Origin of the sequence: Stygiolobus azoricus (assembly GCF_009729035.1) — an archaeon.
Lineage (GTDB): Archaea > Thermoproteota > Thermoprotei_A > Sulfolobales > Sulfolobaceae > Stygiolobus > Stygiolobus azoricus.
Window position 1 is genome coordinate 86,795 of sequence record NZ_CP045483.1, and the last position, 14,722, is coordinate 101,516.

Below are 14,722 nucleotides of genomic sequence, written 5' to 3' on the forward strand. Positions count from 1 at the left end.
TCTCAGCTCTTACCTTATTTTCGATATCTCACGTAAGTAATCACAGAATATCCTAAAAGTGAAGCTAGGTAAGGTATAAATACACCCCCACTACTATCTGTCGTGGTTTCTCCTCCTATTACCAAGCTAGGGTTAATACTTTTTATCTGTTCAGCTACATTTTCAGCGACGGACTGTACGTCCATTTCCCTCATTTCCAATGAGATCACTTCGTCAAGTCCCATAGCTAGAGCTTCTCTTATGCTCTTCCTATCAGTTACCCCTGCGGTAATACCTATAGCCTTAAATCCATACTTTTCTTTTATCCTTACGGATTCTTCGATTGCATTTTTATCGTAAGTACTGATCTTAAAGGGCACATTCAAGTCTATGCCGTTAGGCGTTATCCTTATGAGAGTGTCGTCCGGCACGATTCTGAAGAGAGCGACAACCGAACCCATGATTATATATTTGTTTTAATACTTATACGTTTGACTAATGTTAATAAGTTAATATTCTGAATATTTAAGAAATTTTTAGAGCCTAAAAAAGCAATAGAAGGGAAACAAAAAGATGTTACACAAAATTACTTGGCTTATCTTGAAACCCTTTACTTTCCTTTCTCAGCCTTTGCTAACATGCCTAATAGCTCTTTGGGAGCGTCTTTCTCGCTTACAGCCCCCCTACCAGTCTTGCCATTGTCGTCATAAGTGAAGGATATCATTTTTCCCACTCTCCAAACCTTCTTTATCTTTGAAGTATCTACTTCTTTCTCTTCTCCCTTATACTTGAACTTTACCTTTGCCATTTTTCTCGATCTTCTCTATGTAGATTGTCTTTTATTAATATTTTCATTACAAATGAGGTATTACATTTAATCCAAATAGCATTAGTAACACATTACAATTTATTTCATTAATAACCTCACTTTTCCATTTAATACCGGTGTTCCTCCATAATCGTTAATATCACCGGGGACTACAGCGTTTAACAATGCCTTGTCGGAGACTAAAAAGAACTTGTAGGTAAATAGAATACCTTTGGGTAAGCTCTCGTCTTTTAACATTTTAACCTCGACCATCATGCCGTTTCCCTCAAGTATTGCGTAACCTTCATAACAGCAGTTATAGACCACAAGTTCCCTACTCCTGTAAACCTCTTTAAATTGACTGTTTGTGTAGTTAGGGTGAGAGGAGAAGACTAAATAGTAACCTTCAGGTGGTCTAATAAGTTTCGGTAATGGTTCAACCTTGACTTTCTTTACCTCCCTTTTGACCTCGACTTTCACTATCTTTTCCCTCTTCAACCTATCCACTGTTACACCAGTATTCCTGAGCGCGTAGTTCAAAGCGCTCCATTCGTCCTCCTCTATGAGGGGATGAGAAATACCTAGTTCTTTTGCTATCATCCTCATTAACCTAATTTCGTCGATGCCTTTCGCTGGTCTTATCGGTTCGTTATAAACCAGAAAGTTATGCCAATAACTATATACTACATCATGCTTTTCTAGGAACGTGGGCGCTGGGATAACTATATCGGCTACTTTTGCTGTATCGCTCAAAAAGGGATCGTGTACAACAAGCTTAACCCTCCCTTCCTTTACGGCTTTAAGAATCTTATGACTCTTAGGCAGTGAATGTAACGGATTGGAGTTCCAAACATACAAAACCTCTATCTTTCCCTCCTCTACATAATCTCCTACATTAGCCATTGGCACTATATTCCCCGGTCTAGAATAGTGCAGACCCCTCAAATAGGCAAAGTCGATTCCCAAGCCTTGGCTGTTTGAATAGTAAAAGCCGTAAGGTATTCCGAGAAGTGCTGGGATTAACGAAATGAGAGCTATAGCGTAACCACCATGATATGTCCTGCCGAGGGCAAAACCTATTATAGTAAGCGGACTTTTTTCAATATAAATCTCACCTATTTCCTCGATTTCAGATCTGCTCAATCCAGTGATTTCTTCGATTTCAGCCCACGTATAGTTGTCAACATACAATCTCAACTTTTCAGGATCATCTAACAGAGGATGTAGTGAATTCAAATAGTTCATGAGATATTTCAATATACCTACTGCTAAGAAAGAATCACTAGAGGGCTTTATGAGATATCTCTTGTCACTTCTTTTCGCTGTTTCACTCATCCTAACGTCTATAGCAACCTTAAACTTATTCCTCACCAAAGCCCATCCATGAATAAATGAGAAAACCGCTTCACTTCCCCAGAACACTACAGAGTCAAACTTTTCGAAGTCCTCAGGTAGTGCACCTAATGACGAACCATAATGAAGCTTTATTGCCTCATGACCTTCACTAGAACATATAGAGTAATCGGTTGATAGTGCACCTAAAACGTTCCACAACCTAGCCGGGAAATACCAGGTTAACAAACCTTGGTTCCCGTCGTAGTCTACGTGGAGTATTTTATCTTTCGGAGTGTTCTTTACAATTTCTGCAACTTTCTTCACTGCCTCTTTTAACTCTACCTCCTTACCTTCAATTAGAGGATGTAAGACCCTATTGATTTCGTTTCTCTTTAGGTCTGTCCTACCCCTTGAACATGTAAAACCGTTTACGGGAAAAATATTAAGGGGTTTATAATTTTCACCAGAGAAAACACAAGTGTCATAACAGTCTCTAGTACACGCTATTACCATGAGGACAACTGTGTGAGAGTAAGTTTAAAAAATTAAACTCTACTTAACCATTCCTTCACGGTAGTCATGTTCGGTCTTTGCCTCGGGTCTGGATGAACCAACCATAGTAAGACCCTCTCTAAAGCATTACAGTTTTGACCCCTCATATTACAATCGTTAACTAACCCATTGAAGTAATTGTAGTATTTGCTTACCACATCGGGATAACTGGAGTTGGCTATCTCTGGAGGGTTAAAACCGTGAACTCCTTTGTATAGAGAGTATAAGGATGCTCCTAAGGAGAATACGTCCATCTTAGGGTCTGCAAGCGAATTAACGTTGAACTGCTCTGGAGGAGCGTATAATGGAGAGATCTCTGTTACCTTCTGCCCTATCTTCTTTGCTGCCCCTAAATCGCCTAACTTTACGATTACACTACCGTTTACAAACTGGTTAAGGATATCTTGAGTGGTCGTAAAGTTTATTTTCTTGCTCAAGAAGAAGTTCTCCGGTTTAACGTCTAGGTGTACATAACCTTCTTTATGAACGACTTCTAAGGCACTCGCTATCTGATAGCCTATTAATGCGACTACTTTATACCATAATGAGGAATATACCGTACGGTCATTGACGATAGTCCTAATATCACCTCCTTCCATGTACTCCATGACTATTGCTGGGGGACTCTGAGTATACTCTCTTAAGCTACCTTGAATGACATTCCTCAACTTATTTGAGTCTATGTAGATAGCGAATATCTCCACGAGGTGTGGTGACCTCTTTGATAGGTTAATTAGGTTAGCAGATTCCGTCTGAAGATCTTGGAATACATCTAGAGCTATTTGCGTTAAGTCGTTGGGTGCAGTTTGGGAATACGAAATCTTTCTTATTTTCATTGCATAGTACTTCCCACCATAACTAACGAGAAAAACTACACCGAATCCTCCCTCTCCCAGAATACCCTCTACCTTGTAACCATAAATTTTCCTACCTATCCACTTAGTGTAATCAATTTCATTAGACTGCCTTTTAGTCCTCTGCTGCCTCGGTCTTATAGGTTGTTGCAATAGTTTCTGTTTAGCCTCTTCAAGCTTCTTAATCGCTTCGAAAAGGGTAGGCTCTAATGTAACAGCTATATCGAATTCCTCTATCGCTTTTTTATAATTACCCATCGCAAAATACACTAAGCCCTTATTATAATGGACAGCGGCGTTCTTGGGGTCGAGCTTTAACGCTTCATTGTATTGTCGTATTGCTGCCTCATACTTTCCCATCTTATAGTATATTTGCCCTTTGAGGTTATGTACCTCAACAGAGTTAGGGTTCTTTCTAGAGACCTTATTCAGCTCATTGAGGGCCTCATCGTATTTACCTTTATTTAGGTAAACCACTCCTAAACCCAGATGGGCAACAATGTTGTGAGGGTCGAGCTTGATTGCTTCCTCGAAGACTTTCTGTGCCTCATCGTATCTGCCTAGACCTAACAAAGATAGACCCTTATAGTTAAGGGCTTCCACGCTCAATGGGTCTACTTTCAATGCCATCTCTAACATTCCAAGGGCATCGTCATACAACCCTTGGCTATAGTATGTTATTCCTTTATGAAGATAAACGTCAGAGTCCTTAATGTTATACCAGAGTGACAATTCTATCACCTTATCGAGAAAGGCTAAAATATGTATTTAGGTGTAAGACCTTAAATACTTGATCACAGAATGAAGAGAGAGTGATGAGAGCGACCGTATCGGAACAGTGAAGAAATTCCTTTAAGCTGAGTTTTCCTAATAGCGATAATAGTAATAGTGACTATAACCCCCTATGTAGTAGGAAGCAAATAACATGAGTACTCCTAACATAAATGCCAACCCGTTTACAGCAGGGTTATTGTAAGAGAAGTGGGCTAATGCAAATCTCCTCCACTTTCCATTCCTCTTCACATATATCCCCCTTTCCGTGAAAACATCTAATAACATGTGTGATGGACCATTCAACAGACTTACCAAAGCTAAGGATAACAGTTCTTCACTCACATATTCATATATATAATAATAAAGTAATGACAACAACAACGCCGGGATAAACCCCCAGATAACACTCCTCGGCAGTGTGTGAGTTAATGGAGTCCTCTTAATTATCTCCTTCCCGTAAACACTCCTTACCTCATGCCCCAGTCTGTCTATCAACGTATTACCAAGAACTGACACAACTCCTGAAAAAAAGAGTGAAGTGTAAAAGTGATGAACCAAGAGAGTGTCAAGAAAAGTAAGTAAACCCAAAGAGAAAACATAATGTGTCTGAAGTTTCACAAAGGTATAATTTAAAAAGAAGGTAAAAAATTCTTTTTATTGTGTATGATTACCACTTACTACGTATTGTATATGATATCTTCCTATATGCTTTAAGATCGCTATTACTACTCCAAGTCCTACTCTAACCTCTGGATCTTTGAACATATTTAGTAAGTCCCACCAATGATCTATCTTCATTATCTTCTCCTCCTTTAATGCTTCACCGGTCTCGTTTACTAATAACGTGTAGTATTTGAAGTTCGTTAAGTCAAACCTTGACATGTCTTTCACTATGGCACTCCAGTTGGTCATCAAGTTAAAAGTAAAGTCATTTACTAGCCCTGACATAATCTTTCCTATGGTTTCCTCATCGTCTAGAATACCTTTAATAACGTCTATTAACCCTAATTTCTTGATCTTGCTATACAACTCTATTACGTCGTTGAGGGTGGTAAGTGTGTCTTCCTTAGTGGCGAACTCCATTAACTTTACTATATTACCCCAATTACTTATGACGTTAAGAGTGCTATCGTTAACTATAGCTGAAAGTATTTTACCGAGTGTTTCTTCATCTTGTAATAGTCCCTTTATCGGGTCTAATATACCGGTCTTGTTTAGAATTCCTACTAAATCGAGTACAGCATTTAAATTCTCAATTGTTGAATCATCAGCAAACATATCAGCAAACTTCATTAAATTGTTCCACTTAGTCATCAAGTTCAGGGTCTGATCGTTGATAATAGAAGATAGTACCTTTCCTAACATCTCTTCGTCTGATAAAAATCCTTGAATCGCTGAAAGAAGGCCATACTTATTTTCTGCTGTTGATAAAATATCTACTAATTTTGTAATTGCTGGAAGTTTCTCATCGGATAGAAGAGATTCCAGTTGAAGATCTGCTGACATCATCACCAGCTCGCTAAGAACTTCTCTAGAGCCATATCTCCTTTAGTCCACATGAAGTACTTCGTGAATAACTCTTTCTTTAAATGGTTTGCAGCTGAAGGTATTGCCTCTGAGACCTGACCGCCGTACCAAGTATCATCTTTTACAGCTACGGCAAAATTCTCATATGGATTGTCAGCTACACAAACTATAGTGGGATAGTATTTGTCTATTTTTACGCTAACTCCTAATCTATTAGCCAAGTGCTGTGCAGCAATTCTTGCCGTCTGTACAGCTAAATAGCCTAGTTTAGGAACTGTTATAGAATTCGCATCACCTACTGCATATACATTATCATACTTTATGGATACCATATTTAAATCGGTTGGAATAAATCCTCCATCATCAATTAGGTCTGGCGTAGAATTCTTTAATGCCGGATTTCCGGTGTACGGCGGAATTAGTATGGTTAAGTCAGAGGGTATAGTCTTACCATCCTCGCTTACTATTTCATGCTCTCTTATCTCCTTTATCTTAAAGTTATGAACTAGCTCAATTCCCATAAATTTATAGATCTCAGCCACAGCTTTTCTCGAATTTGGTGACAAGTCTGATAAGTACTCACCCGGTGAGAAAACTGTGATCTTTGTCTTGTTCCATACTCCTCTTTTCTTTAAATATCCAGATAGCATTAATGACATTTCGAAAACTGGTCCTTCGCATGCTGCATCTGCATTAGGCACGTAGTTCTTAGGAACTTTAGGAGCTGGGTTGTGGCCCTGATAGAAGAAACCGGAACCAATTGCAATATTTCCTCCTTCAAAGGTTAGTAGTCTATCTCTAAGTTTTACAGCATATTCAGGTTCACAAACACTGTAACCATACTGATCCCAACCCTTAATTAGTTCTGTAGCTAAGTTAGCACCTAATGCAACTATAACGTAGTCGTATTCCTCTTCTGTTTCAGCTCCAGATGGAGTTTTATAAATAACTTTGTTACTCTTTGCATCTATCTTAGTCACTGTTCCCTCTTGGAACTGAATACCTTTCTCAGGTAGTGCTTGAGCTAGGTCAATCTTTAATTGTTCAACATCCATATAATTCACTGCTACGTGAGGTAACGCAGGTCTGAAGTAGGAAAACCTACTTTTATTAATCACTTTTATATCAGCCGCTTTACCTACTAATCTCTTTAATGTGTATGCAGCTGTTAATCCACCAAATCTAGCTCCTAATACAAGTACTTTTGGCATAATTAACTAAGTGAAACCGTGGGTTATATATTTTTGTAAGAAAGTTTTTTTATTAAAAACCTTAAAAACTAAATCAATTCCTCCATTCTGACTGGAATTTTTGTAAATTTTTTGCCAACAGCTTTCTCTAACGCCCTGATTATTGCTGGGGGTGCACCTATAGTAGCACCTTCACCTATTCCCTTTGCGGGTAGTGGGGCGTTAGACTTACCCTCCTCTGAGTATATCCACTTCATATTAAAGGACTCAACTGCACTTGGTATAGCATATTCTGAAAAGTTAGTAGTCAACGGATTACCGTCCTTATTATACACTATTTCCTCCAAGAGAGCCTCCCCGAATCCCTGAATAACTCCCCCGTGCACTTGCCCCTCAGCTAACATAGGATTTACTACTAAACCTATATCGTCTAGGGCAACGTAATTTAACACTTTAACTTTACCGGTTTCATCTACCTCAACCATTGCAATATGACTACCGTATGGGAAAGTATAATTGTCTAAACCGAAAGAAGCAGTAACTTCCAGCGTTGGCTCAGCCTTATACCTCCAGACTCCGCCTAAGTTTGCCGTTGCTTTTCTGGCTATTTCTTTCAGGGTCATTTCCTTGCCAGACTTAGGATTATATACCTTACCGTCTTTGTATTGCAATTCCTCTACATCACTCTTAAGGAAAGACGCTGCTAACTTCATTATGTTATCTTTCAGCCTCCTAGCTGCTAGCAATGCAGCATTACCTGCTAAAGTTAAACTCCTGCTACCGTAAGTTCCGAAAGCGTTGGATATTTTGTCAGTATCGCCCCAAACAACTTCCACGTCATCTATACTTATTTGAAGTTCATCGGCTACTATCTGAGCTATACCAGTAGCGGTCCCTTGTCCATGAGGAGAAGCTCCAATTATTACCTCCACTTTACCGTCAGCTAGCAGCCTAACGGACGCACTTTCCCAAGGGCCAAAATTATTCTGCTCGACGTAGAAAGATAGACCTACTCCTACTCTTCTACCTTCTTTTCGTAATTTTTCTGCCTCTTCTTCCATCTCTCTGTAGAACCTCTCCGCCTTTAATATCAAGTTCATATAGTTACCGTTGTCGTATTTAAGTCCGAAGGGGTTAGTATAAGGGGTTGACTGGATAACGTTTTTCTTCCTGACCTCTATCGGGTCTAATCCGAGCTCATCAGACAATATATCCATTATTCTCTCGTATACAAAGGCTGCCTCAGGTCTACCAGCACCCCTATACTGGTCTATAGGTACTTTATTCGTCAGTACTCCATATACGTTGGCTAAAGCGTTTTTAATGTCATAAGGACCAGTAACTAACGTCGCAGCAATATCTGCCAAATAAGTACCGTGCCATGCGGCGCCTAAATCAATTATTACATCATCAATAATCGTGTTAACTCTACCATCTTTGTTTGCCCCCACCTTAACTTTATGTATCTGCCCTCTTGCGTGATAAGTTGACAAAACGTCCTCGCTTCTGGTGAGGACTAGCTTTACGGGCCTTCTCGTAATTAATGAGACATAGACAGCAATATAATCCTCTGGATACGGGAATAACTTCGATCCGAAAGCTCCTCCTACATCAGCCTGAATTACCCTAATGTCCTTTACCATGTCTGAAAAAGCTGCTAGTAAGTATGACCTCATGAAGTGGGGTGATTGCGTTGAGGCATAGACAGTTAATCTATCCTGCTGATAATCAACTACTAATCCTCTGGGCTCCATTGCTGCGGGATAAACTCTGGATATGTAAATTTTTTCCTCGATCTTAACTTGGCTTTGCTCGTAAGCCTTTTCTGGGTCTCCCCCTTTGTAGGTCTTCTTGTAAACAATGTTATCCCTACCTTCAACGGCTTTCACTTCATTTTTCATCGCTTCTTCAGGGTCTACGACAGCAGGTAATTCCTCGTATTCGTAAGTAATTGCTTCAAGAGCGTCATACGCTACGTATCTGTCTGTTGCAATAACAGCAGCTATTGGCTGCCCCACGAATAAAATTTCATCCTTAGCCATAGGGAAATTTCTTGGCCTATTATCTACTTGTAGATTCAGCCCGGTAATAACGTTCACCACTCCAGGTAGCTTTAACGCATCTTGATAATCTATATTCTTCAGCTTTGCATGAGGTACTGTGCTCCTTAAAACAGCTACGTAGAGCATACCGTTTAATTGTATGTCGTCAACGTATCTTCCGGTCCCAGTTATTAACTTCAAGTCTTCTTTCCTTTTTACTCTTTGTCCAACGTACACATGCTTACTTAGACTAAAATTTTATTTAAGTTTTGGATTTTTACTTGACCAAGTAAATTCAAAAAGTAAATGATTCTGAATTACTTTACATAAATAATGTAAAACTTTATTAGATAGTACGCGCAATAGTTCAAAACGGATACTAATGGAGAAAAGCAACATTTTTGTAAGGGAGTCTTCTGGTCTAATTAAACAAGTGAATATGTTAGACGTCATTATGCTAAACGTCGGTAACATGTCTGCGGGTCTAGCCCTTTATACTGGAATTACACCTTATGTTCAGCCTGGCTCTAACCTGCTCGTGGCTACACTAATCGGTTTTATCCTAGCGATCCCTCAAGCTCTAATATATACTTACTTTATAAGGAAAGTACCTAGGACGGGCGGAGATTACGTATGGATCTCGCGAACCCTACACGGAAGTATAGGAGTCATTATGGCATTGTCTCTAATGATTGAGTCCGTAGCATATTTCGCTCTAACGGCGTTTTTTGCATCATCAGCAATTCAGTCTGTTCTTGCCGAGATAGGTAGCTTAAATGGACAGACATCATTAATAAACTTGGGGAATTACTTAGCCTCACCAATACCTTCCTTTATACTCGCTTTTGCTGTAATGGCTATAATAGTTGCTATAAATATTATAAAGGCAAAATGGGGTTATTCATTAATATCAATTCTAGGTCTGTTCTCTCTTTTTACTACGATCCTCGCTATGGGAGTTTTAGCTTTGAATGCAGGAGACTTCTCCATAAAGATACAGCCAGTTCTCAAAGCATTAAATATCACTTATGTGACTTATAACGGACCCTCTTTCAACTGGAACGCAACTTTATTCATGCTACCTTTCTTAGCACTTTATACCTTCCCGTGGATGCAAGCAGGTCCAGCTGTAGCTGCTGAAATAAAAGGAAAGAATGCATTAAAATACAACGTGTTCATAAGCCTCATCCTCACTTTCATCATAGTTGAGGCAGGTTATGGGTTAATGTATTATGTGGGTGGTTACGGATTTACAACTGCAGAATATATGCAGAACGGATTCGTTTATACTTTCTGGAGCGTTGCTATAGGTCTTGCTAACAACATAGTTTTAGAATGGATAATAGGACTAGGACTAATAGTCTGGGAGTTCTTCATATTAGCTTACGGTGTAATAGTCTTCTCTAGGTATATCTTCGCAATGGCTTTTGATAGAGTGCTTCCGTCAATATTTGCCTCAGTGAGCAAGAACGGAAGTCCGGTTTACACACACTTACTAGATTTAGGATTAGTCACAATGTTCTTAGCGGTAATATACTTCTTAGGGTCTTCTAATGCTTTATCTTTATATGGTGCAACTATATTAGGTGCATTATACTTCCTCGTTGTTTCAATAGCTGGACTGAGACACGGTATTAAGAATAATAATAGTATACTAATTCCTGCGTCGGTGATCTCTATAGTTTACTTCGCGTACTTGACTTATGTGTCTGGAACAAATCCTGACTTTGGCTTTATGACAAGTAGTGGAGTTGACTTCATCACTTTAGTTTTCGTTCTGGGGACTCTTATAGGATCAGTTATAGTCTACATAGTTTCTTACATACATAACAAGAGTAAAGGAGTAGACTTAAACCTAGTATATAAGGAGATACCGCCAGAGTAAGGTGGTTAGGTTTTATTTTTTAACCCTTTAACCTCTCTTCTCTGCCTTTGTTTTTTAGATCTTCTTCTGAAGTTGTAACAAAGCATCGTAGTCTCCTAAGGCTGATAATAAAACCCCCATAACACCCTTTCTCTTTAACGCTTGTATGAAGTCTTGCGCCTTGTCAATATCAACTGTGGGTTGGTTAAGGACTTTAGCCAACTCTTTATTCTTCTCGGTTTTCACTATTACGTAAGGGATTAGGATAGATGTATTAAGCCTATCGAGCTGGTCAGGGTCTTCTAGCCTTAAAACCAAATAAAAATCAGCATTCGCAAACTTTAACCTTTTCTCGATTTCCTCTCTACTCTTTCTCATGCTGATCATCAACCCTGCGTTTACTCCATACTCCTTAGCAATTTTGACCGCTTCTTCAGGAGAAACATAACCGACTTCCCTGCCTATTTTAGGCTTATCTCCTCTAGTAAATGTTATATCGAAGTTCATCATTTTGCTAGTTATAGATAGAGAGTGGAGAAAAAGCTCGTTAGTGTCTAAGGTCCTTTGGTTTATTATAATCCTCTTGTCCTCAAGGATATGCCTGATGAGAGTCCCAACTACTGAGGGCAAGGGTGAAGGCATTCCTAAAGGTGAGTCCGGAATGTCAAATCCATCAAAGGGCTCCAATTGTGATATTATTTTCATGAGCTTTTCTAACTTATGCTTATGATGAACTTCTACTAGAATTTGCATTGGTTTATGCTTTACAGTCTGGTTTATATGTTTTGATGCTAAAATTAGGATTATGAAATGTGCTAAGTGCGATGAGAAGGCTATTATTAAAATAGCTTACGCTAATATAGCTCTATGTAAAACACACTTCTCGGAGTGGCTCGAACACAGATTTGAGAGGTTAATTAAAAAATATCACATGTTAGATGGGATAGAAAGAGTAGGAGTAGCTGTATCAGGGGGTAAGGATAGCACTACCTTACTTCATTTAATGTACAAGCTCTCAAAGATTTACGACTTTGAATTAGTCGGAATAAACATCGATCTCGGAATAGACATGGGCAAAGCATACTCTACCAAAAGTAGTGAATTAGCTGTGAAAAACTTCGAAATGTTGGGACTCAAGTACAAAGTGATCAGGATAAAGGACGAATACGGTTTCACCATTGACGAGGCTAAGAAAAAAATTAAGAGACCTGTTTGTAGTACGTGTGGATTAGTCAAAAGGTACACATTAAATGATATAGCTGAAAGGGAAGGGTTAGACGCGATTGCAACTGGACACAACTTAAACGACATGGCTCAGTTTGTACTATCCGGTTATTTTAGCGGAGATATTCTAGATCTTTCTAGGTTAAAGCCGGTCTCTCAGCCTGAGAAGGGGTACAAAGTGAAAAAGATCAAACCACTTTTTCTAATATATGAAAAAGAAATACTGACTTACGCCATTATTAATAAAATCCCGTTCCTATATGATTCGTGCCCACATACCTTTAGGGTAGGCGGAGCGACGCAGGACAAGATAAGAAGGAAATTAGAAGAGTTAGAGGATGAAATCCCAGGTTTCATGATGATGTTAGTTCAAAACTTTGTGGACAAGATCCAAGGCCCCCTTGAAAAGGAATACGCAAGAGAAGAAGATATATCAAGGTGTAAAATCTGCGGTAGACCAACTTCTAAAGGAAGGGAGATCTGTTCTTTCTGTGCAACAAGAATTTCAATGGGGGTACTGAATGAAGCAAGGTGAGGACGAAAAGGGCAAAGTCATAAGATACACGCTAAATTACCCAGATGGTTCTTATGCTGGTTACGTTGTATTTGATGGTAAGTACTCCAAAGTGTACAACGAGAAAGGAGAAATTCTATTTGAAGTAGAGGGTCTCTTTCCTCCGAGAAGGAGGAAGGTGAACTACCAGTGGATAGAAAAAGTTCTGGAAAAAGGTATGCCTGATTGTAGAAAGAGATTTATACTTTACGTAGCTAGCCGGTATTTGGTAAACGTTAAAGGTTTGGATGAGAACGAAGCCATAGAACAGTTAGAGGAGTTTTACTCTAAGAGCGGAGGCAAAGTCTATGAATCTTGGTTAAAATCTGTCGTACGGGGGGTAAAGACTAAGAAATTACTCCCATGGTCACTAAAGAGGATCGAGGAAAAAGATAAAGAGATGTACGAAATAATTACAAAAATTTTAAATGAATGAATTTATACTGTGAAGTTAGATGAAACTTTTATGAGCAAGAAGTGGAGCGCAACCACTTGGTTTGTAGTTCTTGGTCCCCTTGTAGTATTTCTTGCATTGACTATATGGGTAGCTAATGTATTAGAAAGAGTTCCAGGTTGGCAACTGGTTCCTTACATAGCAGTACCGATGGCTGTAATATTCTTACTACTCGGAGCCCTATTCAGGTATAAATGGGGAAAATTCATATTTGGTTAAGAATTAGTTAAGGGAATTACTTCTCCATGAGGACATTTTCTAGGTTCTCCAAGGTACTTGTGTAGTTTTTCAATAATCTCCTCGGGGACTGCGAAGTCGAATTGTGTAGAGTACTTACAAGCATCATCAAGAGAAAATCCTATCTCCACCAATAAGGACTCTATAACCCTATGTGCTTTTATTAAATTGTCTATGGCTTTCCTACCCTCACTTGTTATTTCTATCCCACTTCTGGTCTTCTTTATATAGCCCTTGCCTTCTAAATGCTCCAGTTCCTCGTAAGCACTTGCTGGAGATACGTTTAACTGTTTTGCTATCCAACTTAACTTAGCAAGTTGTCCCTGATCATTATACTTCTTAATAACAAGGAGATACGAGAGCTCTCTTCTTGAGATACTCACAATCTATTGATCCTTAACTAAATATTTAAACTATTATACGATTAAACACATCGTGGAAGGAATTATACCTGAAATAGTAACACCGTTTGCACAAGATGAAAGTCTAGACGAGAACTCATTAAAAAATTACCTAGACTTCCTAAAGAGAAATGGAATACAGACTGTGTTCGCTTTGGGAACTACGGGAGAATTTAACATGTTAAGTATGGAAGAAAAAGAGAAGTTTATAAAGTCACTGAGACTATCCACTAACTTGAAGGTCATAATAAATATAACAGAAAACTCCACTTTAAACGCTCTTAAGTTAGCTAAACTCGCTGTTGAAGTGGGAGCTGATGGGATTGCATCTTTACCTCCGATATATCATAAACCCTCAGAAAAGGGGATAATAGGTTACTTTGAATCGCTCTCGAAGTTTGGAATACCTCTTTACTTATACAATTATGATGGAAAGGCATATGTAGAGTTAGATTTGGTGAGAAGGTTAGTAAGTGAAGGAATTATAGACGGAGTCAAATTGACTACTAATAACATCTTGTTACTACAACGGTATGTAGAACTAAAGCAAGAAGGAAATCCCTTCTACGTAACCATAGGTAACGACGAATTGATATTTTATGCAATGATGTCGGGAGCTGACGGTGCGGTATCAGCTACTGCAAACGTCGCACCGGAGTTAGTATTGAAACTATTTAAGCAACTAAAGGAAGGTAACTTTAAAGAAGCGTTAGAATTCCAGAAAGACGTAACTACGCTTACCAGAGCGATTAGTAATGGAGATTACCCTGCTGGTGTGAAAGTAGCGTTAAAATATCGCGGAATATACGTTGGTACGGTCAGAAAGCCCCTTGAAGAAAAGATGGAACAGAATTCAGTTATTTACGCCACTCTTAAGGAGTTAAACTTGTGATGAGGGTCGATGTGATGATTTGGTGATTTCAAATTA

Annotated in this window: 15 protein-coding genes; 5 read left to right on the forward strand and 10 right to left on the reverse strand. The window is 38.9% G+C overall.

Annotated features, from left to right (window positions below; all coding sequences use genetic code 11):
* Positions 1-14: 14 nt before the first annotated feature.
* The 8 genes from D1868_RS10980 to cutA all read right to left on the reverse strand — a co-directional run bounded on the left by D1868_RS10980 (position 15) and on the right by cutA (position 9,298).
* Complete coding sequence (locus D1868_RS10980; RefSeq protein ID WP_231112400.1) at positions 15-440, reverse strand: adenine nucleotide alpha hydrolase family protein; 426 nt, start codon at positions 438-440, stop codon at positions 15-17.
* 149 nt (positions 441-589) lie between these two features.
* Positions 590-787, reverse strand: coding sequence for a Sul7d family chromatin protein (gene sul7d / locus D1868_RS00500; protein WP_156004807.1), 198 nt, complete (start codon positions 785-787; stop codon positions 590-592).
* Between the two features lie 99 nt (positions 788-886).
* Complete coding sequence (locus D1868_RS00505; RefSeq protein ID WP_156004808.1) at positions 887-2,635, reverse strand: molybdopterin-dependent oxidoreductase; 1,749 nt, start codon at positions 2,633-2,635, stop codon at positions 887-889.
* Positions 2,636-2,667: 32 nt separating this feature from the next.
* Positions 2,668-4,260, reverse strand: coding sequence for a tetratricopeptide repeat protein (locus D1868_RS00510; RefSeq protein ID WP_156004809.1), 1,593 nt, complete (start codon positions 4,258-4,260; stop codon positions 2,668-2,670).
* Between the two features lie 135 nt (positions 4,261-4,395).
* Positions 4,396-4,920 carry a DUF1286 domain-containing protein gene (locus tag D1868_RS00515; RefSeq protein WP_156004810.1) on the reverse strand — a complete coding sequence of 175 codons (525 nt, stop codon included), beginning with the start codon at positions 4,918-4,920 and terminating at the stop codon, positions 4,396-4,398.
* A 36-nt stretch (positions 4,921-4,956) separates the two neighbouring features.
* Positions 4,957-5,808: a helical membrane plugin domain-containing protein gene (locus D1868_RS00520; RefSeq protein ID WP_156004811.1), complete on the reverse strand. Its 852-nt coding sequence runs from the start codon at positions 5,806-5,808 to the stop codon at positions 4,957-4,959.
* 2 nt (positions 5,809-5,810) lie between these two features.
* Positions 5,811-7,040: an NAD(P)/FAD-dependent oxidoreductase gene (locus D1868_RS00525; protein WP_156004812.1), complete on the reverse strand. Its 1,230-nt coding sequence runs from the start codon at positions 7,038-7,040 to the stop codon at positions 5,811-5,813.
* 68 nt (positions 7,041-7,108) lie between these two features.
* The gene (gene cutA, locus D1868_RS00530; RefSeq protein WP_156004813.1) at positions 7,109-9,298 is read right to left on the reverse strand and encodes a glyceraldehyde dehydrogenase subunit alpha; all 2,190 of its coding nucleotides are present in this window, start codon (positions 9,296-9,298) and stop codon (positions 7,109-7,111) included.
* 145 nt (positions 9,299-9,443) lie between these two features.
* Here cutA and D1868_RS00535 point away from each other — a divergent pair, with 145 nt between their 5' ends.
* Positions 9,444-10,946, forward strand: a complete 1,503-nt coding sequence (locus D1868_RS00535) for an APC family permease (RefSeq protein WP_156004814.1) — start codon at positions 9,444-9,446, stop codon at positions 10,944-10,946.
* 54 nt (positions 10,947-11,000) lie between these two features.
* Here D1868_RS00535 and D1868_RS00540 read toward each other — a convergent pair whose 3' ends face one another.
* A complete protein-coding gene (locus tag D1868_RS00540) occupies positions 11,001-11,678 on the reverse strand; it encodes a hypothetical protein (protein ID WP_156004815.1) in 678 nt (225 codons plus the stop codon).
* A gap of 52 nt (positions 11,679-11,730) precedes the next feature.
* On the opposite strand from D1868_RS00540, the gene D1868_RS00545 reads away from it, so the two are divergent.
* The 3 genes from D1868_RS00545 to D1868_RS00555 are packed head-to-tail and all read left to right on the forward strand — an operon-like array spanning position 11,731 to position 13,375.
* Entirely contained in the window at positions 11,731-12,684 is a 954-nt protein-coding gene (locus D1868_RS00545; protein ID WP_156004816.1) for a TIGR00269 family protein, read from the forward strand.
* The gene (priX, locus tag D1868_RS00550; protein WP_156004817.1) at positions 12,671-13,138 is read left to right on the forward strand and encodes a DNA primase noncatalytic subunit PriX; all 468 of its coding nucleotides are present in this window, start codon (positions 12,671-12,673) and stop codon (positions 13,136-13,138) included. Before D1868_RS00545 ends, priX begins: the two co-directional genes overlap by 14 nt.
* A gap of 30 nt (positions 13,139-13,168) precedes the next feature.
* On the forward strand, positions 13,169-13,375 hold the full coding sequence (locus D1868_RS00555; RefSeq protein WP_156004818.1) for a hypothetical protein: 207 nt from the start codon (positions 13,169-13,171) through the stop codon (positions 13,373-13,375).
* On the opposite strand, the gene D1868_RS00560 is transcribed toward D1868_RS00555, so the two are convergent.
* Positions 13,372-13,779, reverse strand: a complete 408-nt coding sequence (locus D1868_RS00560; protein ID WP_196770285.1) for a metal-dependent transcriptional regulator — start codon at positions 13,777-13,779, stop codon at positions 13,372-13,374. The two genes, D1868_RS00555 and D1868_RS00560, sit on opposite strands and share 4 nt — an antisense overlap.
* A gap of 49 nt (positions 13,780-13,828) precedes the next feature.
* On the opposite strand from D1868_RS00560, the gene D1868_RS00565 reads away from it, so the two are divergent.
* Positions 13,829-14,686 (forward strand): dihydrodipicolinate synthase family protein, encoded by an 858-nt coding sequence (locus D1868_RS00565; RefSeq protein ID WP_156004820.1) that lies wholly within the window; start codon positions 13,829-13,831, stop codon positions 14,684-14,686.
* The last annotated feature ends 36 nt before the right edge of the window (positions 14,687-14,722 follow it).